Genomic DNA, 22,622 nt, shown 5'->3' with positions numbered 1-22,622 from the left:
TGACGCCTGGCCCGGCGGTGGGCCCGTCAGCGCGGCGGCGGACCGGGCTGGATGTGCGGGAGGCGTGGAGGAGTGGGGCGGTCGGCAGGATCGGCAGCGCCGCACCAGGACCTCGCCCTAGACTGGCCCGCATGATCTTCAAGGCCGTCGGTGCCGGGCGCCCGTACCCCGACCACGGGTTGGTCACGCCCAAGGACTGGTCGAGCGTGCCACCCCGTCAGGTCAGGCTCGACGAGCTCGTCACGACCAAGCGGACCTTGAACCTCGACAACCTGCTCTCGGAGGACTCGACGTTCTATGGTGACCTCTTCGCGCACGTCGTGGAGTACCAGGGGGTGCTCTACCTCGAGGACGGTCTGCACCGCGCAGTCCGCGCAGCCCTGCAGCAGCGTGCCATCCTGCATGCCCGCGTGCTCATGCTCAATGCCCCGGCGGTCGGGTAGGTTGCTCGCGTGACCACGCAGCCCGGCCCCGATCCCTCCCGCACCGCCAGACGGCGCCGCGTGCACGAACGTCAGGCCGTGGTCTTCGGCCTCCTCGTCGCGTTCCTGGCCGTCACGGGGATCGGTGCGCTCGCCGTCTACACGGGCGCCGTCGAGCCGCCGTTCGACCGGACGTTCAGCACGCCCAAGGTGGAGGACGCGCTCGCCGGCGTGAAGGCTCCGTGCCTGCAGGAGGGCGCACTGCCGATCCCCTACGGGGAGGTGCAGGTCCGTGTCCTGAACGCTTCCGGCAAGGGAGGGCTCGCCGCCGCGAACAAGCAGATCCTGGAGAAGCGGGGCTTCACGATCGCCTCGGTCGGCGACCTCAAGGACGCTGCCGGGAAGAACCAGGAGCAGGCCAGCACGCAGATCTCGTTCGGCGCGACCGGTATCGCCCAGGCCTACACGCTCGCGGCCCACTACGACGACGCGGTCCTGGTGCTCGACGACCGGGCCGACGCCACCGTCGACCTGGTGCTCGGGGAGAACTTCGTGAACCTCGTCGACGAGGAGCTCGTGCAGATCGACCCGGCGGTGCCGCTCACGAGTCCCGCGGGGTGCGTGGCCATCGAGACCATCACGCCCAAGGCTGCCTACGTCGCTCCGGTGCCGGTCGAGGAGGCGCCCGCGGAGGGCTAGGGAACCGTCCGGCGCTTCTCGCCCTAGCCTTCTCTCGACCACGACTCGTCGCTCCCTCTCCGAAAGGGCCCGGTATGGCCTTGCTCCCTCTCCGCCCTGCGCGCACGACCGACCCCACCGAGGTCGACCGTCTCTACGACATCTGCCTGCGGACGGGCGCCGACGGCGGTGACGCGTCGGCGAGGTTCAGCGACCCACGGCTGCTGGGCGAGATCTACCTCGGCGCGTACCTGGCGTTCGAGCCGGGTCTCGCCTTCGTGGCCGACGACGGCACGGGAGCGGTCGGGTACGTCGTCGGGACCGCGGACACCCGTGAGTTCGAGGAGCGGTGCGAGCGCGACTGGTGGCCGGCCCTGCGTGCCCGCTACCCGCTGGACGTGTTCCCCCCGGAGGCTGCCGACGCCGGCCTGGTGCGGCTCCTGCACGCTCCGCCGACCGCGGACCCGGAGGTGCTGGACCTCTTCCCCGCCCATCTCCACGTGGACCTGCTGCCCGCGGCACAGGGCGGCGGCAACGGGCGGCGCCTGCTCGGGCTCCTGTTCGACGCGCTCCGTGAGCGCGGCGTCCAGGGGGTCCACCTGGGTGTCTCCGAGACCAACACGTCGGCGATCGGGTTCTACGAGCACCTCGGGTTCGTGCGGGTCCCCACGGAGATCGGCTACGTGCTGGGGCTCAAGCTCTAGCTCCAGCACCGATGGTGTGAGCCCGGGTGCCCGGGTGCCGTGAGCCCGGGTGCCCGGGTGCCGAACCCGAGGTTGGTCAGACAACCTCCCCGGGCGCCCTGACCGACCTCGGGTTCGGCACCTGCGTCCGCAGAGCCCGCAGCGCGGCTCGGACCTCTCGCGCGATCGTCCCCGGTGCTGCCACGTCACGGGCCGTGAACCGCAGCACCACGACCCGACCGCTCGCCACCAGCAGGTTCTGCCGCGACCTGTCGGCGAAGACCGCCTCCGGGGTGTCGTGGAACTCCGCACCGTCCATCTCGGCGATCAGCCACCGGCCGGCGCCCAACGACCACCCGAGGTCCCCACGCGCGACGATCCTGCCGGCATCGTCCCGCAGGACGACCTGGAGCCGGTCCGGAGGTACCCCGCCGTCGGCGCAGTCGAGCCTGGCGAAGGTCTCGAGCGGTGACTCCGCGCGTCCGTCCGCCATGTCCCACCACGCGTGGGTCCGTGCCACCCCGCGGCGCCCTCTCGCCTTGTCGTGGGCACGGCCGAGCTCCTGCGGCGTCACGAGTCCCTGGTGCAGGGCCGAGTCCATGACAGCGGCCGCGTGCCGTCGCTCGAGCTCGGGAACTGCCTGCGCCAGCGCCCACTCGGGGGTCGCCACGAAGCGTCCTTCCACCACCTGCACCGACATGCCGTCGTCGAACATGCGCAGCTCGATCCCGTCCCGGGACAGCGCGGCCCGCCCACCGGGCAACGCAGCCTGCGGCTGGAGGCGGGAGGGCAGGCCTGCGACTCCGAGGAGGGCGAGCGCACAGGTTCCGACCGAGATCGACCGGGGCCCGAACGCCAGCATCGCGGCCCAGGCGGACCGGCGGCGACGATGGTCGAGGGGCCGGGAGCGGACCGGGGTGGGGTCGGTGTCGTACACACCGCGCGTGATGCGCGCCCACCCGGCGGTGGCCGTCGCGCGCGCGACGCGGTCGCGGCTCATTCCTGCCGCGCGGCACTGCGCGGTCGTGACGAGGCCGTGCTGGCGACCGGCGAGGGCGAGGAGGGTCGGCGGGAGCTGGCGGGGTCGGGGCATGAGGCATCCGACCGCATCCGAGGCTCGGCTCAGGAACGAGAGCGGCGCCCTGTGGACAAGGCGAGTTGTCCACAGGGCGCCGTCTGCTGCCGAACCCGAGGTTGGTCAGTCAACTGCGCCGCGTTGCCGGACCTACCTCAGGTTCGGCAGCGCGGGGGGGACCGACAGGGTCAGGCGGGGATCTCCTCGCCACCGGGCACCGAGGCCGGGCTCGCGGGCTCCTGCGACGTCCCGCGCCACCGGGCGATGGTCCGCATGACGTGGTAGATCACGAGGGCCGACGCCGTACCGAGCGCGATGCCCTCGAACGTCACGTCGCCGACGACCCACGTGAAGTTCGCGATGCCGATGATGAGCGGCACGGCGGCCGTCGTCAGGTTGACCGGGTCGGAGAAGTCGACCTTGTTCTGCACCCAGATGCGCGCACCGAGGATGCCGATCATGCCGTAGAGGAGCGTCGTCGCACCGCCGAGGACCCCCGCGGGGATGGTCGCGATGAGCGCCCCGAACTTGGGCGACATGCTGAGCAGCAGGGCCGTGGCGCCCGCGACCCAGTAGGCCGCGGTCGAGTAGACGCGCGTGGCCGCCATGACGCCGATGTTCTCGGCGTACGTCGTCGTGCCGGACCCGCCGCCGACGCCCGCGAACGTGGTCGCGAGGCCGTCGGCGAACAGCGCGCGGCCCGTGAGGTCGTCGAGGTTCTTGCCCGTCATCGCGGACACGGACTTCACGTGCCCGACGTTCTCCGCGACCAGGACGAGCACGACCGGTACGAACAGGCCGAGCACGGCGATGTCGAACGTGGGCGTGACGAACTCGGGGAAGCCGAACCAGGACGCCTCGCGCACCGGGGTGAAGTCGACCTCGCCCTGGACCCAGGCGGCGACGTAGCCGACGATCACGCCGAGCAGGATCGCGAGACGCCCGACGATGCCCTTGAAGAGGACCGTGATGAGGATGATCGCGACGAGGGTGATGGTCGCCGTGACGGGCGCCGCACGGAACCCGGCGTCGCACGTGGCCACGATCTCGCCGTCGACGACGGACTGCTGGCAGGTGCCCCAGGCCGCGGGCGCCAGGTTGAGGCCGATGAGCGCGACGATGGTGCCGGTCACGATGGGCGGCATGGTCAGGTCGATCCAGCGCGGTCCCGCGAAGTGCACGACGACACCGATGAGCGCGAGCACCAGGCCCGTGACGAGGATCCCGCCGACGGCGACCGACTGCCCCCCGGAGGCCGTCGCGGCGGTGATGGGGGCGATGAACGCGAAGCTCGACCCGAGGTAGCTGGGGAGCCGGTTGCGCGTGATGAGCAGGAACCCGATGGTCCCGATCGCGGAGAAGAACAGCGTCGTCGCGGGCGAGAAGCCCGTCAGGAGCGGGACGAGGAACGTCGCGCCGAACATCGCGACGACGTGCTGCATGCCGATCCCGATCGTGCGCGGCCAGCTCAGGCGTTCGTCGGTGCTGACCACGGCGCCGGGTTCGACACGCTTCCCGTCTCCGTGGATCTTCCAGCCGAGTGCTGCCATGGGGGGCTCCGTTCGTGAAGTTCTGGTGAAGTGCCGAAGGGAAGGGTACTGCCGCCCTCGGGTCACCCGTTACCGACCGGTAGGGCGTGGACAGCGCCGTCCCAGAGTCCCCGCCCGCCCCGGACGCCCGACGGCGGAGCGCGCCGTCGCCAGGAAGGTGCGCTCCGCCGTCGGGCAGGGGGGTGGGCTCAGCTCAGCTGCGGCCGCACCTCGCGCGCGACCAGCTCGAGGTGGTCGAGGTCCGCGAGGTCCAGGACCTGCAGGTAGAAGCGCGTCGCGCCCTGCTCGCTCGCGGCCGCGAGCTTGTCCGCGGCCTCGGCGGGCGTGCCCGCGATGCCGTTGGTGCGCAGCTCCTCGGGGTCGCGGCCGATCGCCTCGGCGCGACGACGGAACTCGGCCTCGTCCTTGCCCACGCACACCACGAAGGCCGCCGAGTAGACGAGGTCGTCGGGGTCGCGGCCCGCGTCCTGGCAGACGACGCGGACGTTCTCGATGCGGTCGGGCAGGACGCCCGGGTCGGGGAACGCGACGTTGAACTCGGTCGCGTAGCGTGCCGCGAGCGCCGGGGTGCGGCGCGGTCCGTGCCCGCCCACGATGACCGGGACGCGAGACTGCACGGGCTTGGGCAGCGCCGGGGAGTCCGTGAGCGTGTAGTGCTCTCCCGCGAAGTCGAACGTCGCTCCCACGGGCGTCTCCCACAGGCCCGTGATGACCGCGAGCTGCTCCTCGAGCATCCCGAACCGCTTGGCGGGGAACGGGATGCCGTACGCCGAGTGCTCCTGCGGGAACCAGCCCGCCCCCAGACCGAGCTCGACGCGACCGCCCGACATCTGGTCGACCTGCGCGACCTGGATCGCGAGGACGCCCGGGTGGCGGAACGTGGCCGACGACACGAGCGTGCCCAGCCGGATGCGGCTCGTCTCGCGGGCCAGCCCGGCGAGGGTGGTCCAGGCGTCGGTCGGGCCGGGCAGGCCGTCACCGTCCCCCATGACGAGGTAGTGGTCGGAGCGGAAGAAAGCGTCGAAGCCGAGCTCCTCGGTCGCACGCGCGACCGCGAGGATGTCGTCGTAGGTGGCGCCCTGCTGGGGCTCGGTGAAGATGCGGAGGTCGATCGTCATGGCCTCCACCCTGCCACGTCGGCGAGGGTGCTGTGGTCGCGCTCCCGCCCGCCCTGGCTCACCCCTCGTGCGCTGCGAGCACGGTCACGGAGCGACCCGCCGGAGGCGTCACCACGAGGTTCCCGTCGGCGCCCAGGGCGAGGCGGAACCCGCCGAGCTCGACCGCGTCCGCCGGGCCTCCGGCGGTCTCACCCGCAGGCTCACCGCTGCGTTCTGCGGTCACCCCGCCCGCGAGGTCGAGGTACTCCCGGACGTCGCCCGTGGCGTCGGCGAGCTTGACGGGCCAGCTCTCGCCCGGCTCCCACGCGGCCCCGGGGCGCAGGCGCTGCCCGATCAGCCCGACGAGGACGGGTTCGTCGACGGTCTCGAAGCGCACGTGCCCGCCCTCGTCGACCTGGAGCCCCGTGATGCGCTGGACGTCGACGACCTCGTTGCCCGCCGCCGCGATCAGGACGTCCGCGGCGTCGAGGAGCTCCTGCGCGTCGTCGGAGTCCGCGAAGGCCTCCGGGGTGTCGACCTCGGGCACGGGCCAGTCGCCGCGGACGACAGCGAGCTGCTCGGCGCGCGACCCCGTGCGCGGGTAGCGGTGGGACACGTTGACGACGACTGCCATGGGGAGGACCTCCGGTGGTGCACGAGTGGGACTGCCACCAGCACATCACACGTCGGCGGCACGGTTCGAGCCGGGCCGGGCCGAGCCGAGCCGCCCACGGCACCGTAGGGTCGGACCATGCGACTGAGCACCGTGATCCTGCCGATCTACCGCTGGTCCGAGGGGCGCGACGTCTGGCGGCGCGCCGAGGACCTGGGGTTCCACGCGGCCTACACGTACGACCACCTGTCGTGGCGCAACTTCCGCGACGGCCCCTGGTTCGGGGCGCTGCCCACGCTCACGGCCGCGGCGACCGTGACCGGGCGGATGCGGCTGGGCACGCTCGTCACGTCCCCGAACTTCCGCGAGCCTGTGACCCTCGCCAAGGACCTCATGACGCTCGACGACGTGTCGGGCGGACGCATCACGCTCGGGCTGGGCGCCGGGACGACCGGCTTCGACGCGACCGTCCTGGGCGGCGAGGGCTGGTCGGCGCGCGAGCGCGCGGACAGGTTGCGCGACTTCACAGCACTGCTCGACCGTCTCCTGACCGAGCCCGTCGTCACGCACGACGAGGGGCACTACCGTGCGCACGAGGCCCGGACGATCCCCGGCCCGGTCCAGGAGCCGCGCATCCCGTTCGCGATCGCCGCGACCGGGCCGCGCGGGCTGCGGCTCACGGCCCGTTACGGGCAGGCGTGGGTCACGACGGGTGACGCCGCCGTCGGCGAGGAGGGCACGCCGGCCGCGTCCCGCGCGGGGGTCGGGGCGCAGATCGCCCGGCTCGAGGCGACGTGCGCCGACGCGGGCCGCGACCCGGCCACGGTCGAGCGCATCCTCCTGACGGGTTTCACGCCCGACCGACCGCTCGCCTCGGTCGACGCGTTCGTCGAGACCGCGGCGGCCTACCGCGACCAGGGCATCACGGAGATCGTCCTGCACTGGCCCATCGCGGACTCGCAGTTCGCGGCCGACCAGGCGACGTTCGAGAGGATCGCGACCGAGGGGCTCGCGCAGCTCGGCTGAGCAGCCCGCACCGACCGCAGGTCGGCCGCCTCCTGGGACCGGCGCGCCGCGTGATGGACACTGTTCAGGACCCGGTCGGCCTCGACCGGGGACGACGCGCTCGGCCGAGGGCCGGCCGACCGCACGAGCGAACCGAGGACGACCGCATGAAGAGCATCCGCTGGGCGAGCCTCCTGACCGTGCTCGGGTGCGGCGTCGTCGGGCTCGTGAGCCTCTTCTCGCTGCTCCGCGGACGCACGTGGGCGTGGTTCCCGCTGCTCGTCGCGGTGGCGGTAGGCTTCCGCGAGATCCGCTACCTGCAGCGCATCGACCACCAGCGCAACGCCCCGCGCTAGCCCGTCCCTCCCCTCTCAGGGGCGTCCCGGAAGGGATGTCCCCCATCCGACGGGCGGCCGTCATCCTCCGGGAGGACGGAGCGGTCGCGCAGGATGGTTCGGAGGGCCGATGTGCCCGCACGCCCGCCCCGAAGAGACTGGTGCCACGCCCCGCGACAGCGAGGGCGGCCAACTTTTCCTGGGGAGGAAGCCATGACCGCACAGGTCACGACCTCGACGCCGATCCGCGTCGCACTCCGCGGCCACGACTCGACGGCACGCCGCGCACGCACGTCCCGTCCCGCGGGCTCCTCCCCCACGTCCACGCCCGACGACGTCGCTCCCGCCCCGGAGTCCCGTCGCCCCAGCGCGTCGAGCGACCCGACCGAGCGGGCCAACGGCTGGCTCGTCGCCGGCTCGGTCCTCGTGGCGATCGCCCTGTTCTCCGCCCTCGCGCTGAGCTCGTTCGCGACCCTCGGCTGAGAGCCCGCCAGGAACCCGGCCGCACCGGCCGTACCCACCAGGACGAGGGCGCCCACCGGGCCCCCTCGTCCTGCTGCTGTCAGAGCCGCGGGTCGACCGGCTCCGACTCGAGGGCCAGGACCGCGAACACGGCCTCGTGGACGCGCCACGGCGGCTCGCCCGCCACGACCCGCTCCACGGCTTCGAGACCCAGCGCGTACTCGCGCAGGGCGAGCGACTGCTTGCGCCCGAGCGAGCGGACCCGCAGCCTGTCCAGGTGGTGCTCCTGGGTGTACTCGGGACCGTAGATGATCCGCAGGTACTCGCGCCCACGGACCTTGAGGCCCGGCTGGACCAGCCCCTTGAGGCCCCGCACGAGGTTCGCGAGCGGCTTGACGACCATGCCCTCGCCCCCGGCCTCGGTCATCTCCTCCCACCAGCGGACGCCCTGCGTGCGCGAGGCGTCGTCGGCGAGGTCGACCACGAGGCGGCGCGTGGGCCGGAACAGCACCGGGTCGGCCTCGACCAGGCGGTCGGCGATCCCCAGGTGCCACAGGTGGTCCCGGGTCGCGTAGGTCTGCCCGCCGGGTTCGCCCGGCCCGCTCGCGAGCACCTGGAACGGGGCGAGCTGCACGCCGTCGAGCCCGTCGACGGGCCAGTGGTAGCGCCGGTACGCCTGCGTGTACCTCGCGGTGTCCTCGGCGCGTGAGGCCGTGCGCGCCCGCAGGTCCCCGACGTCGACGCCACGCGCCACGGCCGCGTCGAGCGCCGCGAGCGCGGGCGGCATGACGGCCCGGGCCGCCGCCCCGACGCTCGCGTACTGGTCACGGATGAGCTGGTCGGCCTTGGCCGACCAGGGCAGGATCTCGGCGTCGAGCAGGACCCAGTCGGCTCCCAGCTCGTCCCACACCCCGGCCCCGTCGAGGGCCTTCGCGACGCGCTCGAGCAGAGCTGCCGCCGTCGGGCCGGAGAAGAGCGGGCGACCCGTGCGCGTGTGCGCGACCCCGCGCCCGCCCGGCTGGACGTCGACGCCGAAGCGCCGGGCCGGGGCCCCGTACGCCTCGCGGCACACCAGCACCACGGCCCGCGACCCCATGTGCTTCTCCTCGCACACGACCTGCCCGACGGCGTCGCTCGCGTACGCCGCGAACGCGTCCTCGGGGCGTTCGAGGTAGCCGGGACGCCCCGACGTCGCGACCGGGCTCATGGTCGGCGGCAGGTACAGCAGCGCGCGCGGGTCGACCGCGAAGCGGCTCATGACCTCCAGCGCTCCCGCCGCGTTCTCCTCGGGGATCGTGATGCGTCCGCGCGTGCCCGTGACGACCGAGCGCCGTCCGAGCACGTCGGTCACGTCGAGCACGTCGGGATCGCGCTGCGGGAGCGCCCCTCCGGCGCCCTCTGCGTCGGCACCGGGGTCCGGCAGGAACGGCCGCGCGGGCTCGTAGTAGACCTCGGCCGCGGGCACCGCGACGAGCTCCTTCTCCGGGTAGCGCAGCGCCGACAGCTTCCCGCCGAACACGACGCCCGTGTCGAGGCACATCGTGTTGTTGACCCACTCGGCCGCGGGTGTCGGGGTGTGCCCGTAGAGCACCACGGCCTGGCCGCGGTACTCGTTCGCCCACGGGTAGCGCACGGGCAGCCCGAACTCGTCGGTCTCGCCCGTGGTGTCGCCGTAGAGCGCGAAGCTGCGCACCCGGCCCGACGCACGCCCGTGGTACGACTCCTTGAGCCCCGCGTGCGCGACCACGAGCCGCCCGCCGTCGAGCACGAGGTGCGAGACCAGCTCGCGGCAGAACGTCTCGACGTCCTGGCGGAACTCCTCGGGCTCCTCGGCGAGCTGCGCGAGCGTCGTCTCCAGGCCGTGGCTGACCGTGACGTTGCGCCCCGAGAGAGCGCGCACGAGCTTGTGCTCGTGGTTGCCGGGGACCGCGAGCGCGTGCCCCGCCCGGACCATGCCCATGACGAGACGCAGGACGCCCGGGGAGTCGGGGCCGCGGTCGACGAGGTCGCCCAGGAAGATCGCGCGGCGGCCCTCGGGGTGCGCGGCGTCGACCGGGCGGCCGGCCTCGTCCCGCTCGATCACGTAGCCGAGCTCGGTCAGCAGGGCCTCGAGCTCGGCGCGGCAGCCGTGCACGTCGCCGATCGCGTCGAACGGCCCGGTCTGGTCGCGCAGGTCGTTCAGCAGGGGCTCGCGGGAGATCGTGGCGTGCGCGATCTCGTCGACGCCGCGCAGCACGTGGACCTTGCGGAACCCCTCACGGTTCAGGGACTTGAGGGAGGCGCGCAGGGCCTGGCGCTGACGCCCCACGACATGGTCGCCGACGTCGCGGTCCGGGCGGGAGCGGTTGCGCTCGATCGCGACGGACTCGGGCACGTCGAGCACGATCGCGACGGGCAGGACGTCGTGCGCCCGTGCGAGCGCGACGAGGTTCCTGCGCGCCGCGGGCTGGACGTTGGTCGCGTCGACGACCGTCAGGCGCCCTGCCTCCAAGCGCTTGCTCACGATCGTCTCGAGGACCTCGAACGCAGCGGCAGTGGCCGACTGGTCGTTGACGTCCCCGGAGACGAGGCCGCGGCAGAAGTCCGAGGACACGGCCTCGAAGGGCCGGAACCGCTCGCGCGCGAACGTCGACTTCCCGGATCCGGACACCCCGACGAGCACCACGAGCGAGAGCTCCGGGACGCTCAGGACGCGCGGTTCCGCGCCGGTCACGTGCTGCTCGGTCATGCCCTTGCCTCCGTCGGTCGGGTGAACAGCGCCATCTGCGTCGGTGCGCCCAGCGCGCGCGGCCCCACGTCCTGCGGCCCGACGTCCCGGAACGACACGGCGTACCCGTGGCGGTGCGCGACGCCGTCGGCCCACGCCTGGAGCTCCGCACGCGTCCACTCGAAGCGGTGGTCGGCGTGCCGGTGCCCGCGCTCCTCCAGGCCCGGGTACAGCGCGTTGTACTCGACGTTGGGCGTCGTCACGACGACGGTCCCCGGTCGCGCCTCGGCGAACACGACGCGTTCGAGCGCGCCCAGGCGCGGCGGGTCGACGTGCTCGATCACCTCCATGAGCACCGCGGCGTCGAAGCCCGCGATCCGCTCGTCGCGGTACGTGAGCGACGACTGCACGAGCCGCACGCGCTCACGCTCGGCGTCGCTCGCGTCCTCGAGGCGCAGGCGCGTCGCGGCCTTCTCGAGCTCTCGCACGGCGACGTCGGTGCCGAGCAGCCGCGTGAAGCGGCGGTCGGCGGCGAGCAGGCGCAGCAGGGCGCCCTCGCCGCACCCGAGGTCGACGACGCTGCGCGCCCCGACCTCGTGCAGGGCCGCGATCACGGCCTCGGCGCGCTGCCGGGCGAGCGTGGGCGCCGTGGTCCCGACGGCGTCGCTGCCCGGGGCGGGGACGTCGCCCGCGGCGGGGGCCTCGTCGGGGCGGACGCCGTCCTCGGCGGTGCCGTCCTCAGGCGCTGCCCCGCCGTCGAGCGTCACGAGACGATCCGTGGCGTCCTCGACGTAGCGGCGCTGGTGCGCGAGGTAGCGGCGCATGATCTGGTCCCGCTCGGGGTGCGCGGCGAGCCACCCCTCGCCCGCGCGCAGCAGCTTGTCGACCTCGTCGCCCGTGACCCAGTAGTGCTTGGCGTCGTCGAGCACGGGCAGCAGGACGTACAGGTGGCGCAGGGCATCGGCGAGCCGCACGGTCCCCGTCAGGCGCAGGTCGACGTAGCGCGAGTCGCCCCACTCGGGCACGGTCGGGTCGAGCGGCTCGGGCGTCGCGTCGACGGTCCAGCCCAAGGGCTCGAACAGGTGCTCGGCGAGTCGTGCGCCTCCGCGGCAGGGCAGCGCGGGGACGTGGATCTCGAGCGGGACCGGGCCGTCCGCGAGCGCCTGGCGCGCGTCGCAACGACCGGTCATCGCGGTGCGGAACACGGCCCCGAGCGCGACCGCGAGCATCGAGGACGCGGCGTAGGGGCGGTCGTTGACGTACTGGGCCAGGGAGAACGCGTCGCGCCCGCCGAACCGCTTGTTGCGCACGATCCCCACGGGATCGACCTCGAGGAGCAGCGCGACCGTGCACCGGGCGGCGTCGGCCTCGGGGTAGAAGACGTGCGCGGTGCCGACGGGCAGGTCGAACGACTGGGCCCGGGCGGGGTGCTTGTGCAGCAGGTACCCGAGGTCGGTCGCGTCCGTCAGAGGGGCTCCGTGCTCGACGGACCCGGCCGGCGCGCCGGCGGTCGTCGTGAGGGTGACCAGCATGCTGTGCATGGTCCCACGGGGTGCAACCGATTTACGCTGGTCGGGTCGGTGCGCGCGTCGGCCACGACCGGGCGGACGACCGGCACGGACCACGAGGGACGGAGCGGCCATGTCCACCTCAGCACAGCCGCCGGGCGGTGTCCCGGGGCCCGGTGGTGTCCCGGGGCCCGGCGCCGACGAGTTCGCCGAGCGCCTGCTCGCGTCTGCGCTGGGACTGATCGAGGTCTTCGGGGTGTACGTCGGCGACCGGTTGGGCTGGTACCGGTCGCTCGCCGACGAGGGGCCCACGACCTCGGCCGAGCTCGCCGCGAGGACGGGCACCCACGAGCGGTACGTGCGCGAGTGGCTCGAGGGGCAGGCCGTCGCGGGCATCCTGGACGTCGTTCCCGGGACCCCGCCGCCCGCCGGGGCACCGCCCGCCCCGGGCGTCTCCGCGCAGGGTGAGGCGGCGTCGTCGGGCGGGCGTGGCGCCGGCGGGACGACCCGCCGCTACGCCCTGCCCCCCGGGCCGGCCGAGGTCCTGACCGACGAGCACAGCCTCGCGTACCTGGGGCCGCTGCCCCGGCTCTTCGCGGCCGTGGGGCGGTCGTTCGACGAGCTGCTCGACGCGTACCGCGACGGCGGCGGGGTGTCGTGGGGCCGGCTCGGGCCGGACGCGCGCGAGGCGCAGGCGGACCTCAACCGGCCGTGGTTCGAGCACGGGCTCGCGGGCGCGCTCGGGCAGGTCCCGGACCTGCACGCGATCCTGTCGAGGCCCACCGCGCGCGTCGCGGACGTGGGCTGCGGGGCGGGGTGGTCGACGGTCGCCCTCGCGCGCGCCTACCCGGGGGCCCGTTTCGAGGGGTACGACCTCGACGGGCCCTCGGTCGAGATGGCGCGTGCGAACGCGCTGGCCGCGGGTGTCGCGGACCGCACGACGTTCCACGTCGCCGACGCCGCGACCCTGCCGACGGGAGTCCCGCTCGACGCAGCCTTCGCGTTCGAGTGCACGCACGACCTGCCGCGCCCGGTCGAGGTCCTGTCGGCGATCCGCCGGGCCGTCCTGCCCGACGGCGCCGTGGTCGTCATGGACGAGGCCGTCGCCGAGGAGTTCGCCGCGCCGGGCGACGACGTCGAGCGGCTCATGTACGGCTACAGCCAGTTCATCTGCCTGCCCGACGGGCTGTCGTCGCCGCCGTCGGCGGGCACTGGCACGGTCATGCGGCCCGCGACGCTCGAACGGTACGCGCTCGACGCCGGGTTCAGCCGCGTCGAGGTCCTGCCGATCGACGGGTTCAGCGTCTTCCGGTTCTACCGGCTGCACCACTGAGCGTCCCTGCCGGTCAGGGGCTCGGCGCGAAGCGCGCGCACCCTGTGCTGTGCGCGCGGCCTCACCCCGGGGCCCGGGGGGGGAGACGACGATGGCCAGGAAGCCCCGTCCGGCGCCGGACGAGCCGACGACACCCGGGCTGTGGCGAGGCCGCACCCCCCGGAGGCACTACCCGGGGCTCGCCTGGAGAGAGGCTTCGGCAACGTGGCGGCGGCTGCCTGCTCGGGCTCCGGTAGGTTCGGCTCCGTGATCCCGTCGACCCCAGCGCCTGACCTCTTCGAGCTGCGCCCCGGACTCCAGGGCGACGCCGAACAGTGCGTGGGGGTGTGGGTCGAGGCGAGCGCCGCGCGCGACGGACGCCATGTCGAGGGCGTCGCTGCGCGCGCCCGAGGGAAGTTCGACCGGCGCGTCGCGTGGACGGTCGCGACGGACAGCGCGGGTGGCGTCGTCGGCTTCGCCCTGGCGACGCGGCCGGGCAGCGGCATCGAGAGCGACCCACCCGAGTCCCCGGTGCTCGGCCTGCTCGCGGTCGATCCGCGCGCCCAGGGTTCGGGTCTCGGCCGTCGGCTGCTCGAGCACGTCACCGAGCTGCTCGCCGGGCAGGGCTACTCCCGCGCCGTGCTTCACGTCCTGACGGACAACGCCGGGGCGGTCGGCCTCTACGAGCGGGACGGCTGGGTCCCGTGGGGGGATCCGGTCGAGCACTCCCTGCTGCGACGCGACTCGCAGACCTACGTGCGCGACCTGACGCTAGCGGTCCACCACGACGTGGCGGGCACCTCGACCCCGTCGGGCCCTCGCGCCTGAGAGGGTGCCGGTGGGCCTCCCGCCTGGCACCCTGGCCAGATGATCTCCGAGCTGCACGTCGTCGACTGGCGCCGTCGCGTCCAGCGTCTTTACGCCCACGTCCGCGACGTGGCCGTCGAGGACCCTGCGGCCGCGCACGAGTACTGGGTCGCGTCGCGCGACGACCTCCTGGCCGAGCACCCGGCGTCGCCGGTCCTGCCCGAGGACCGGCCCGCCTTCACCGGGGTGCCGGTCGGCCCGTACGACGCGTCGCTGCGCTTCGAGGTGCCGCTCGTGCCCGACCCTGCGCGTGGCACGCCGGACGCCGCACGCCTCGACGTCCCCACGGGCACCGACGGCGTCGTGCCGTTCGAGCGCGTCGGGCGACTCGACCTCCCCGGGCTGGGGGCGCTCGACGTGTGGGCGCTGCGCTCCTACGGGGGCGGGCTGTTCGTGCCGGTCAAGGACCGCTCGCCCGCGACGTACGGCGGTGGACGGTACCTGCTGGACACGATCAAGGGCGCGGACCTGGGGTCCGGCCCGTCCCTCCTGCCCGACGGCGACGCCACCCTGGTCGTCGACCTCAACTTCGCGTACAACCCGTCGTGCGCGTACGACCCGGCGTGGGCGTGCCCGCTCGCCCCGCCCGGGAACACGCTCGCGGTCGAGCTCACGTGCGGTGAGCTGGTGCGGGCGGCGGCGTAGCCGCGGTGTCGGCACCGGTCGGATCTGTCGCGGACCGCCGCCGAAGAGCCCGTCCGACCGCGGCTCGTGAACGGCCCCTCAGGCCTGGTCGTGCAGGGCTCGCGACGCTCGGAACTCCTCGGCGTCGGCATCGGCGCGGAACTCGACCACGGCGACCTTGTGCTCCTCCAAGGCCTCCAGGACCTCGCCAGGAGTCGCGTAGAAGAACTCGCGACGCAGGTTGATCCGGTTGACGCGACGTCCCGCGAAGTGGCGGTGCAGCATCGCCTCGATTCCGTACGCGTCCTCGGAGAAGAACAAGGCGTGCACGTCGAAGTTGAAGGGCACCGACGCATCCGACAGCTCTCGAACCCTGTCCATCGGGTCGAGCCTGCGCGTCATTCCGATCTTCACGACCTGTTCGCCCATGGACCCGACATTCGAGATCACGTAGACGTATCCGGCACGGACGTTCGCCGCCCGGTAGTCCACGTCAGCAATCGACTTGATGATCTCCGTCAGCTGGTCTCGCAGCTTCGCGGCGCCGGTCTCGTCCCCGCGCGCCTCCAACGCGAGCAGAGCGTTCTCATAGTGCTCCCTCTCCTTGTCGAGCTTCTCCCGTTCACGCCGCAGCTCGTCCTCCGCGCGCTTCGCCTCACGAAGCTCTTCACGATGTGCGCGCTCCGCCTCCTTCGCGGCCTGGACAGCGGAAAGGTGCCGTGCCGCGAGCTCGAGCTCTCGCATACGCAACCGGTGGTACTCACCTGTGATCGCCAGAGCGATCATCCTCCCGTTCTTCGCGACCCGGTCCGCGGACTTCTCCAGGCGGGCCTGCGCGGTGCTGAGTCCACCGGCGCGCACCGTCTTGATGGCGTTCTCCGCCTCGGCGTTGTAGGCAGCGAGCAACATCTTCGACATGTCGTTGACGAAGGTGCGGCCCTTGGCTGCGGAGTTGTTGAACGTGAAGTTCGCGACCGCGGTGGTCGCCCTCTTCGTCGTCACGCATCTCCTGATCTCGACCCTGATCGCGGACAGCTCCCCGGCGAGCCGCGCGGAGTCCTCTGCCGGGTGCTGGAAGTCGTAGAGGCCGAACTCCGCCACGTCGATCGCATTGCGGACGTCGACGGTCTGCTTGCGCAGGATGTCGATCTCCCGGCGTGCATCTTCGGCCTGCGCGACGAGCGCCTCGAGATCTCCCCGTGCCTGCCGGGACTGCAGCTCGATCTCCGCGAGGTCCCATGCCCCGACGCGCTGCAGCGTCGCACGGAGCTCGTCGTTCTCCTCGGCGAGATCCTTCACGGCGGCGCGGGCGCCGAAGAGCCCGACCTTGCGCCTCGGTGTCCCCTCGGTGGACCCCGCCTCCGCTGCGGTCGGGATCGCCGCTGCCGCTGCGACAGCGGCAGCGGCAGCGGCAGCCGCCTCCTGCGCGTTCGCGGCAGGTTGAGGAACGGGCTGCACGTGACCGGTCCACTGCCGCCCGTCCCACCAGCGCACGACGGAGGGATTCTGCGGGTCCGGGTACCAGTTCGGCGGTGTGGGCGTCACCTCGGCAGCGTATCGACCACGTTCAGCGTCGGCAGGAGCGAACGGTCGCGCCTCGTGGACCCCGCGGCGGAACGGCCCCGGGTGTACCCGACACACCGTCAGTGCAGCAGTGTCTTCAGCCCGATGATGACCAGCCCGAACGCCCCCGCGACCACGGTCTCCGCGGTCAGCGCCCAGCCCCGCACGCCCGCCCGGTGCGCCGCCAGGTGCCCCACGACGCCCAGCATCAGCACGGTGAACCACAGCGCGATCAGCGCGGAGTCGGTGACCCCCAGCCCGAGCACCCTCCCCACGAGGAAGACCGCGAGCGCCGGCACCCCGCCGATCAGCACCCACACCTCTTCGGACGTCGCGAGCCTCAGCCGCTCGGTGATGGTGTGGTCGGAGTCCCGGAAGCGGCCACCGATCGCCGACACGTACACGTGCGCGGCCCAGTACCCGACGAGCACGCCCGCGACCGCGAGGATCACGAAGTCTCCCGACGCGTCGTGCGTGCTCGACACCGCGAGCATGAACCCGGACACCACGGCCCCGTAGAGGAAGTCCGCCGGCCCGCCGCGTGCGAACCGGTCGCTCAGGGCGTCGCGCTGGGCGTGGTGGTCGACGCTCCTCCACGAGCCCGCCGACCCGTCGGCGTCCGAGCCCCGTCCCTCGTCCGGAGCTTCCGTCCCGGCCTCGTCGCCGTCCGTCATGCGCGTCGCCTCCCGGTCGCGTCGGCCTGCCGCCGCCTGTCTCGTCACTGTAGCGACGCCGTCGGGCCGTGCGCGCGACGACCGGCAGACGGCCACCCGCCGCCCACCGTCCCGTGGTGCACGCGTCCCCCGGCGTGCTCGGTGTAGCGTCCCGTCCATGAGTGCCGCACGAAGCAACACGCATGCGCAGGCGGTGGACGCGGCGATCGAGCTGTTCACCCGGAAGGGGTACGAGCAGACGACCGTCGAGGACATCGCGGACGCCGCCCAGATCAGCCGAGCCACCTTCTTCCGCCGCTTCCGCTCCAAGGAGGACGTGGTCTTCGCGGACCACGAGCTGCTGCTCGACGCGGTCGTGGTCCTGCTCGGCGAGTCCCGGCCGGCGGCACGCGGTGTGACGCCCGAGGAGCTGGAGAACGTCGACCCGTACGTCGAGGTGTGCAAGGCGGCCCGGCTCGTGTTCGACCACCACGTGGGCCAGCGCGAGACGTCGGTCGCGCGGCACCGGCTCCTGCAGGACGTGCCCGCGCTGCGCGACCGTGAGCTCGTGACCACGCACCGGTACGAGCGCGCGTTCACGTCCTACCTGCGCGACACCCTGCCCACCGACACCCGGAACTCGACTGCGTCGGTCGCGTTCGCGGCGTCGGTCGTCGCGGTGCACAACGCGATCCTGCGGCGCTGGCTGCGCGACCCCGACCAGGACCTGCGCCCCGAGCTCGAGGAGGCGTTCGCGGACCTGCGCCGCGCGGCCCGCAACCCTGCCGGCCCGACGACGGAGCCCCCCGCCGCGCCCGGCTCACCCTCACGCGCGGACGGGCCGGGCGTCACGGCAGGCGGCGCACCCGCCCGTCGCGTCGTCGTGACCGTGCTCGACGGCGACCCCGACCCCGACGAGGTGGCGCGCGCCGTGCGCGACGCGTTGGGTGCGTGACCTCGCTGCGGCTCGCCGGTCGTGCCGCAACCGGGTAGCGCGCCCATCACGACGACGAGGCGGCCCGGGAATGCCCCGGTAGCATCGGCGGTTGCAGGAGACAGCAAGCAGTACGCACGAACGTGCTCCGGGGTCGGTGCAATTCCGAGCCGGCGGTGACAGTCCGCGACCCGCGCCCACGCGCGGTTGACCTGGTGGAACTCCAGGACCGACGGTGAAAGTCCGGATGGGAGGAAGCACGTGCGGCGCGGCCGTTCCCGGCCGGGGCACGACGAGTCGTCGAGCCCTGAGCCCACCGGGACGGGCCTCGCCGTGGTGAGCGACGCCGTCGGGCGCCCGGGGACGGGCACCGACCCCGCCGCCCGCCCTCACCCCGGAGCCGACGTGCCCGGGACGACGAGGTAAGACACTGATGGACCTGATCCACGCGCTCTTCGACGCGCAGCTCACGATCGGCGACCAGCACCTGCTGTGGCGTGAGATCGTCGGCAACGGGTTCGGCCTGGCCTCCGCGCTCGGGGGCATGCGCCGCAAGATCTGGGCGTGGCCCGTGGGGATCGTCGGGAACCTGCTGCTCCTCACGGTGTTCCTGGGCGCGGTGTTCGCGACGCCCAACCCCGTCAACCTGCTCGGCCAGGCCGGACGCCAGGTCATGTTCGTCGTCGTGTCGGTGTACGGGTGGGTGCAGTGGCGACGCACCCGGACGCGGCTCGGCACGGCGGACGCGGACAGCCACGGCGTGGCGGTCGAGCCCCGCTGGGCGTCGTGGCGCCAGCGGGCGTTCCTCGTGGTCGCGCTCGTTGGGGGGACGGCGGTCCTCACCCCGATCTTCCGGATGCTGGAGTCGTACGAGCCCGTGTGGGCCGACGCGTGGATCTTCATGGGCTCGCTGCTCGCGACGTACGGCATGGCCAAGGGGTGGGTCGAGTTCTGGCTGATCTGGGTCGCGGTCGACATCGTGGGCGTGCCCCTGCTGGTCGACGCGGGCTTCTACGCCTCCGCGTTCATGTACGTGTTCTACGGGGCGTTCACCCTCGTCGGGTTCTTCGTGTGGTGGCGCATCGACCGACGCTCGGCGGCCCTGCGTCTCGCCGGGTCCCCTGCGTCCGCCCCGTCCCCCCGGGCCTGACGCCACCCCTTGCGCCCGGGCGGTCCGGGCGGATACTCGAAGGTGCGCCCTGCTCGCGCGGGGCGCACCACTTCTGGCCCGGTCCCGGCCGATCCCCCGTCGGCACGGGACGACGCGACGATGCGACGGAGACGGCGACCATGACGACACGACTCAACCCCTACCTGAACTTCCGCGACGACGCCCGGGCGGCGATCGAGTTCTACCGCGACGTGTTCGGGGGCGAGGTGACGATCAGCACGTTCGCCGACTTCCAGGCGGCCGACGACCCGGCCGACGCCGACAAGGTCATGCACTCCCAGCTCGAGGCTCCCAACGGCCTGGTGCTCATGGCCGCCGACACCCCGAGCTCGATGGAGTACACGCCCGGCGGCGGCATCGCGATCTCGCTCAGCGGCGACCAGGCCGACGACGCCGAGCTCCGCGGCTACTGGGACAAGCTGTCCGCGGGCGGGACCGTGACCGTGCCGCTCGAGGTCGCTCCCTGGGGAGACGCGTTCGGCATGTGCGACGACCGGTTCGGTGTGAGCTGGCTCGTGAACATCGCGGCGGCGCAGGGCTGAGCCGCTCACCAACCCGGATTGATACGCCGTCTCTTGACCTGAGACGGAATATCAACCACCATGGGGGCATCGCCCGACACCGACGTCCGGCCCGACACCGGGAGCATCCCCATGACGACCGAGAACCCCGTCCGCCGCAACGTGACCGAGCCGGACTACGACCTCTCGCAGCCGCTCGACATCGACTACGCCGGCGCGTTCTCGGACGCGACCCCCGCCGACCGCGAGCTGCAGCACCGGGTCCGCACGTTCGTCCAGGACGAGGTCCTGCCCGTGATCGACGGGTACTGGGAGCGCGCCGAGGTCCCGTTCGGCCTGGCCAAGCGCATGGGCGAGCTCGACTTCCTGCGCGACGGCGTCGACGTCCCCGGCTCTCCTCGGATCAGCCTCATGGGCGCCGGCCTCGCCGAGATGGAGATGTCCCGCGGCGACGGCTCGGTCGCCACGATCTGCGGCGTGCAGGGCGGCCTCGCGCTGCGCTCGATCCAGCTCCTCGGCTCGGACGAGCAGAAGGCGCAGTGGCTCGGCCCGCTCGCGCGCGGCGAGAAGCTCGGCGCGTTCGCCCTGACCGAGCCCACGCACGGCTCGGACTCGGTCTCGCTCGAGACCACGGCCCGCCGCGAGACCCGCGACGGCGTCGAGGGATTCGTGATCGACGGCGAGAAGAAGTGGATCGGGTTCGGGTCCTGCGGCGACATCACGGTGCTGTGGGCGCGGCTGGTCGGCAAGGACGGCGACAACCAGGTGCACGGGTTCCTCGTGCCCCAGGACACCCCGGGCTACGCAGCCACGACCATCGAGGGCAAGGTCTCGCTCCGCGCGATCTGGCAGGCCCACATCGTCCTGACCGACGTGTTCGTCCCGGCCTCGGCCGTGCTCCCGGGCGGCCGGTCGTTCAAGGACACCGCGCGCGTCCTCCAGGCGACGCGGCTCGGGGTGGCGTGGTCCGCCGTCGGGCACGCGACCGCGTGCTACGAGACGGCCGTCGCCTACGCCAAGCAGCGCGTCCAGTTCGGCCGCCCCCTCGCGGCCAACCAGATGGTCCAGGAGCGCCTGACCCGCATGCTCTCGACCCTGACCCAGATGCAGCTCCTCGTCGCGCAGATGACGCGCCTCGACGAGGCCGGGCAGCTCTCCGGCCCCCAGGCCTCGATCGCCAAGTACACCTGCACGCGCGGCGCCCGCGAGATCGCGGCGAGCGCGCGCGACATGCTCGGCGGCAACGGGATCCTGCTCGCGAACCGCGTCGCACGGCACTTCGCGGACGTCGAGGCCCTGCACACCTACGAGGGCACGGAGAGCGTCCAGGCCCTCATCGTGGGCCGCGACATCACGGGCGTCTCGGCGTTCGTGTAGCCCCCACCGGCGGCGCTCCCCCGTACCGGGAGCGCCGCACCCCGTAGGTCCTCGCGGGCCCCGGCCCCACAGACCACCCAGCGCCGCACCGGACCTCCTCGTTCACCTGACACCGCGGCGCTGGGTCCCTCCTTCCCCCTTCGGAGCCCACCATGAGCAACGACGCCCACGTCCCCGTCCTCCTGCACGGCGCGCGCACGCCGTTCACGCGCTTCCAGGGCGCGCTCGCGTCCCTGTCGGCGAACGAGCTGGGCGCGCACGCGATCCGCGGCGCGCTCGACGCCGCGGGGGTCGAGGCGTCCGACGTCGACGCCGTGATCATGGGTCAGGTCATCCAGGCGGGCGGCGGCCAGGGCCCTGCGCGCCAGGCGGCCGTCGCGGCCGGCATCGGGTGGGACGTCCCGACGGTCACGATCAACAAGCTGTGCCTGTCGGGCCTGACCGCGATCATCGACGCGGCCCGCCTGATCCGCACGGGCGAGGCGTCGGTCGTCGTCGCGGGCGGGCAGGAGTCCATGACGAACGCCCCGCACCTGGTGCTGGGCTCACGCAAGGGCTTCCCGTTCGGCGACGTGACCATGGCGGACTCGCTCACCCACGACGGCCTGCGCGACCCGTTCGACGGCCAGATCATGGGCGAGGCGACCGACCGTGGCTGCGCGACGCGCGGCATCGGACGCGAGGTCCAGGACGAGTACGCGGCCCGCTCGCACGCCCTCGCGGCCGCGGCCCGTGCGGAGGGCCGCCTGGCCGAGGAGATCGCGCCCGTCACGGTCCCCCGGCGCAAGGGCGAGCCCGTGGTCGTCGCGGACGACGAGGGCATCCGCCCCGGCACCACGGTCGAGGCCCTCGCGGGCCTGCGCCCCGCGTTCGTCGAGGACGGCACCATCACGGCGGGGTCGTCGTCCCCGCTGTCCGACGGCGCCGCGGCGGTCGTGGTCGTCAGCAAGGCCTTCGCGGTCTCCCGCGGCCTCACGTGGCTGGCCGAGATCGGGTCCGCGGGCCAGGTCGCCGGCCCCGACAACTCGCTCCACTCCCAGCCCGCCCGCGCGATCACCCACGCGCTCGAGCGCGAGGGCATGAAGGCCGACGAGCTGGACCTGGTCGAGATCAACGAGGCCTTCGCGGCCGTCGCGCTCCAGTCGGTCGAGGACCTCGGGATCGACCCCGCGGTCGTCAACGCCGACGGCGGAGCCATCGCCCTGGGCCACCCCGTCGGCGCCTCGGGCGCCCGCCTCGCCCTGCACCTGGCCCTCGCCCTCCAGCGCCGCGGAGGCGGCGTGGGAGCCGCCGCGCTGTGCGGCGGCGGCGGCCAGGGGGACGCGCTGATCCTGCGCGCCTGACCGTCCCTCCTCCCGTCGCGCGGTGCTGCCTCACCGCGCGACCAGCGGCCTGTCCGAGCCTCCTCTCCGCTCGGGCAGGCCGCTTCGTCGTGCCCGACGGCGCCGCGCGTCCACGGTGCGCC

The 22,622-nt window shown here is 73.2% G+C and carries 22 protein-coding genes and 1 riboswitch; of the genes, 14 read left to right on the top strand and 8 right to left on the bottom strand.

Features of this window, described 5'->3' with window-relative positions:
- Positions 1-131: 131 nt before the first annotated feature.
- The 3 genes from H9623_RS01970 (at position 132) to H9623_RS01960 (ending at position 1,804) form a co-directional block, all read left to right on the top strand.
- Positions 132-443 (top strand): type II toxin-antitoxin system VapB family antitoxin, encoded by a 312-nt coding sequence (locus H9623_RS01970; RefSeq protein ID WP_193718424.1) that lies wholly within the window; start codon positions 132-134, stop codon positions 441-443.
- Between the two features lie 9 nt (positions 444-452).
- The gene (locus tag H9623_RS01965; protein WP_193718423.1) at positions 453-1,121 is read left to right on the top strand and encodes a LytR C-terminal domain-containing protein; all 669 of its coding nucleotides are present in this window, start codon (positions 453-455) and stop codon (positions 1,119-1,121) included.
- A 74-nt stretch (positions 1,122-1,195) separates the two neighbouring features.
- Entirely contained in the window at positions 1,196-1,804 is a 609-nt protein-coding gene (locus H9623_RS01960; protein WP_193718422.1) for a GNAT family N-acetyltransferase, read from the top strand.
- A 76-nt stretch (positions 1,805-1,880) separates the two neighbouring features.
- Here the strand turns inward: H9623_RS01960 and H9623_RS01955 are convergent, their stop codons facing one another.
- From H9623_RS01955 to H9623_RS01940, 4 genes are all read right to left on the bottom strand, one after another.
- The gene (locus H9623_RS01955; RefSeq protein ID WP_193718421.1) at positions 1,881-2,876 is read right to left on the bottom strand and encodes a type IV toxin-antitoxin system AbiEi family antitoxin domain-containing protein; all 996 of its coding nucleotides are present in this window, start codon (positions 2,874-2,876) and stop codon (positions 1,881-1,883) included.
- Between the two features lie 170 nt (positions 2,877-3,046).
- Positions 3,047-4,408 carry a uracil-xanthine permease family protein gene (locus H9623_RS01950; protein ID WP_193718420.1) on the bottom strand — a complete coding sequence of 454 codons (1,362 nt, stop codon included), beginning with the start codon at positions 4,406-4,408 and terminating at the stop codon, positions 3,047-3,049.
- A gap of 188 nt (positions 4,409-4,596) precedes the next feature.
- The gene (locus H9623_RS01945) at positions 4,597-5,520 is read right to left on the bottom strand and encodes an LLM class F420-dependent oxidoreductase (protein WP_193718599.1); all 924 of its coding nucleotides are present in this window, start codon (positions 5,518-5,520) and stop codon (positions 4,597-4,599) included.
- Between the two features lie 64 nt (positions 5,521-5,584).
- Positions 5,585-6,139 carry a hypothetical protein gene (locus tag H9623_RS01940; RefSeq protein ID WP_193718419.1) on the bottom strand — a complete coding sequence of 185 codons (555 nt, stop codon included), beginning with the start codon at positions 6,137-6,139 and terminating at the stop codon, positions 5,585-5,587.
- A gap of 117 nt (positions 6,140-6,256) precedes the next feature.
- On the opposite strand from H9623_RS01940, the gene H9623_RS01935 reads away from it, so the two are divergent.
- From H9623_RS01935 to H9623_RS01925, 3 genes are all read left to right on the top strand, one after another.
- Positions 6,257-7,144 (top strand): LLM class flavin-dependent oxidoreductase, encoded by an 888-nt coding sequence (locus tag H9623_RS01935; protein WP_193718418.1) that lies wholly within the window; start codon positions 6,257-6,259, stop codon positions 7,142-7,144.
- A 146-nt stretch (positions 7,145-7,290) separates the two neighbouring features.
- On the top strand, positions 7,291-7,479 hold the full coding sequence (locus tag H9623_RS01930) for a hypothetical protein (protein WP_193718417.1): 189 nt from the start codon (positions 7,291-7,293) through the stop codon (positions 7,477-7,479).
- A 192-nt stretch (positions 7,480-7,671) separates the two neighbouring features.
- Positions 7,672-7,941 carry a hypothetical protein gene (locus H9623_RS01925; RefSeq protein ID WP_193718416.1) on the top strand — a complete coding sequence of 90 codons (270 nt, stop codon included), beginning with the start codon at positions 7,672-7,674 and terminating at the stop codon, positions 7,939-7,941.
- Between the two features lie 79 nt (positions 7,942-8,020).
- Here the strand turns inward: H9623_RS01925 and H9623_RS01920 are convergent, their stop codons facing one another.
- Positions 8,021-10,648, bottom strand: a complete 2,628-nt coding sequence (locus H9623_RS01920) for a polynucleotide kinase-phosphatase (protein ID WP_193718415.1) — start codon at positions 10,646-10,648, stop codon at positions 8,021-8,023.
- Positions 10,645-12,159 carry a 3' terminal RNA ribose 2'-O-methyltransferase Hen1 gene (locus H9623_RS01915; RefSeq protein ID WP_193718414.1) on the bottom strand — a complete coding sequence of 505 codons (1,515 nt, stop codon included), beginning with the start codon at positions 12,157-12,159 and terminating at the stop codon, positions 10,645-10,647. The genes H9623_RS01920 and H9623_RS01915 overlap by 4 nt, the downstream gene beginning before the upstream one ends.
- Before the next feature lie 109 nt (positions 12,160-12,268).
- Between H9623_RS01915 and H9623_RS01910 the strand changes: the two genes are divergently transcribed.
- The 3 genes from H9623_RS01910 to H9623_RS01900 all read left to right on the top strand — a co-directional run bounded on the left by H9623_RS01910 (position 12,269) and on the right by H9623_RS01900 (position 14,959).
- Positions 12,269-13,468 carry a class I SAM-dependent methyltransferase gene (locus tag H9623_RS01910; protein ID WP_193718413.1) on the top strand — a complete coding sequence of 400 codons (1,200 nt, stop codon included), beginning with the start codon at positions 12,269-12,271 and terminating at the stop codon, positions 13,466-13,468.
- 246 nt (positions 13,469-13,714) lie between these two features.
- Complete coding sequence (locus H9623_RS01905) at positions 13,715-14,275, top strand: GNAT family N-acetyltransferase (protein WP_193718412.1); 561 nt, start codon at positions 13,715-13,717, stop codon at positions 14,273-14,275.
- A gap of 39 nt (positions 14,276-14,314) precedes the next feature.
- The gene (locus H9623_RS01900; RefSeq protein WP_193718411.1) at positions 14,315-14,959 is read left to right on the top strand and encodes a DUF1684 domain-containing protein; all 645 of its coding nucleotides are present in this window, start codon (positions 14,315-14,317) and stop codon (positions 14,957-14,959) included.
- A gap of 78 nt (positions 14,960-15,037) precedes the next feature.
- Here the strand turns inward: H9623_RS01900 and H9623_RS01895 are convergent, their stop codons facing one another.
- A complete protein-coding gene (locus H9623_RS01895) occupies positions 15,038-16,483 on the bottom strand; it encodes a DUF4041 domain-containing protein (protein ID WP_321575215.1) in 1,446 nt (481 codons plus the stop codon).
- A 98-nt stretch (positions 16,484-16,581) separates the two neighbouring features.
- The gene (locus H9623_RS19220; RefSeq protein ID WP_227748033.1) at positions 16,582-17,175 is read right to left on the bottom strand and encodes a hypothetical protein; all 594 of its coding nucleotides are present in this window, start codon (positions 17,173-17,175) and stop codon (positions 16,582-16,584) included.
- 157 nt (positions 17,176-17,332) lie between these two features.
- On the opposite strand from H9623_RS19220, the gene H9623_RS01890 reads away from it, so the two are divergent.
- From H9623_RS01890 to H9623_RS01870, 5 genes are all read left to right on the top strand, one after another.
- Positions 17,333-18,109, top strand: coding sequence for a TetR/AcrR family transcriptional regulator (locus H9623_RS01890; RefSeq protein ID WP_193718409.1), 777 nt, complete (start codon positions 17,333-17,335; stop codon positions 18,107-18,109).
- Positions 18,110-18,227: 118 nt separating this feature from the next.
- Positions 18,228-18,353: riboswitch (FMN riboswitch) on the top strand.
- 168 nt (positions 18,354-18,521) lie between these two features.
- A complete protein-coding gene (gene pnuC, locus H9623_RS01885) occupies positions 18,522-19,238 on the top strand; it encodes a nicotinamide riboside transporter PnuC (RefSeq protein ID WP_193718408.1) in 717 nt (238 codons plus the stop codon).
- A 140-nt stretch (positions 19,239-19,378) separates the two neighbouring features.
- On the top strand, positions 19,379-19,801 hold the full coding sequence (locus H9623_RS01880) for a VOC family protein (RefSeq protein WP_193718407.1): 423 nt from the start codon (positions 19,379-19,381) through the stop codon (positions 19,799-19,801).
- A gap of 111 nt (positions 19,802-19,912) precedes the next feature.
- Positions 19,913-21,157, top strand: coding sequence for an acyl-CoA dehydrogenase family protein (locus tag H9623_RS01875; protein WP_193718598.1), 1,245 nt, complete (start codon positions 19,913-19,915; stop codon positions 21,155-21,157).
- A gap of 152 nt (positions 21,158-21,309) precedes the next feature.
- A complete protein-coding gene (locus H9623_RS01870) occupies positions 21,310-22,500 on the top strand; it encodes an acetyl-CoA C-acyltransferase (protein WP_193718406.1) in 1,191 nt (396 codons plus the stop codon).
- Positions 22,501-22,622 lie beyond the last annotated feature (122 nt).

It is taken from the genome of Oerskovia douganii, from assembly GCF_015142735.1.
Taxonomy (GTDB): Bacteria; Actinomycetota; Actinomycetes; order Actinomycetales; family Cellulomonadaceae; genus Oerskovia; species Oerskovia douganii.
This window is presented reverse-complemented; position numbering and strand designations above follow the sequence as displayed.

Bases quoted from the DNA above. Each gene is read 5' to 3' on its own strand.
- H9623_RS01930 (WP_193718417.1), top strand. From the start codon at position 7,291: ATGAAGAGCATCCGCTGGGCGAGCCTCCTGACCGTGCTCGGGTGCGGC.
- H9623_RS01960 (WP_193718422.1), top strand. From the start codon at position 1,196: ATGGCCTTGCTCCCTCTCCGCCCTGCGCGCACGACCGACCCCACCGAG.
- H9623_RS01950 (WP_193718420.1), bottom strand. From the start codon at position 4,408: ATGGCAGCACTCGGCTGGAAGATCCACGGAGACGGGAAGCGTGTCGAA.
- H9623_RS01925 (WP_193718416.1), top strand. From the start codon at position 7,672: ATGACCGCACAGGTCACGACCTCGACGCCGATCCGCGTCGCACTCCGC.
- H9623_RS19220 (WP_227748033.1), bottom strand. From the start codon at position 17,175: ATGACGGACGGCGACGAGGCCGGGACGGAAGCTCCGGACGAGGGACGG.
- H9623_RS01935 (WP_193718418.1), top strand. From the start codon at position 6,257: ATGCGACTGAGCACCGTGATCCTGCCGATCTACCGCTGGTCCGAGGGG.
- H9623_RS01920 (WP_193718415.1), bottom strand. From the start codon at position 10,648: ATGACCGAGCAGCACGTGACCGGCGCGGAACCGCGCGTCCTGAGCGTC.
- H9623_RS01915 (WP_193718414.1), bottom strand. From the start codon at position 12,159: ATGCTGGTCACCCTCACGACGACCGCCGGCGCGCCGGCCGGGTCCGTC.
- H9623_RS01970 (WP_193718424.1), top strand. From the start codon at position 132: ATGATCTTCAAGGCCGTCGGTGCCGGGCGCCCGTACCCCGACCACGGG.
- H9623_RS01870 (WP_193718406.1), top strand. From the start codon at position 21,310: ATGAGCAACGACGCCCACGTCCCCGTCCTCCTGCACGGCGCGCGCACG.
- H9623_RS01955 (WP_193718421.1), bottom strand. From the start codon at position 2,876: ATGCCCCGACCCCGCCAGCTCCCGCCGACCCTCCTCGCCCTCGCCGGT.
- H9623_RS01900 (WP_193718411.1), top strand. From the start codon at position 14,315: ATGATCTCCGAGCTGCACGTCGTCGACTGGCGCCGTCGCGTCCAGCGT.
- H9623_RS01890 (WP_193718409.1), top strand. From the start codon at position 17,333: ATGAGTGCCGCACGAAGCAACACGCATGCGCAGGCGGTGGACGCGGCG.
- H9623_RS01875 (WP_193718598.1), top strand. From the start codon at position 19,913: ATGACGACCGAGAACCCCGTCCGCCGCAACGTGACCGAGCCGGACTAC.
- pnuC (WP_193718408.1), top strand. From the start codon at position 18,522: ATGGACCTGATCCACGCGCTCTTCGACGCGCAGCTCACGATCGGCGAC.
- H9623_RS01880 (WP_193718407.1), top strand. From the start codon at position 19,379: ATGACGACACGACTCAACCCCTACCTGAACTTCCGCGACGACGCCCGG.
- H9623_RS01910 (WP_193718413.1), top strand. From the start codon at position 12,269: ATGTCCACCTCAGCACAGCCGCCGGGCGGTGTCCCGGGGCCCGGTGGT.
- H9623_RS01940 (WP_193718419.1), bottom strand. From the start codon at position 6,139: ATGGCAGTCGTCGTCAACGTGTCCCACCGCTACCCGCGCACGGGGTCG.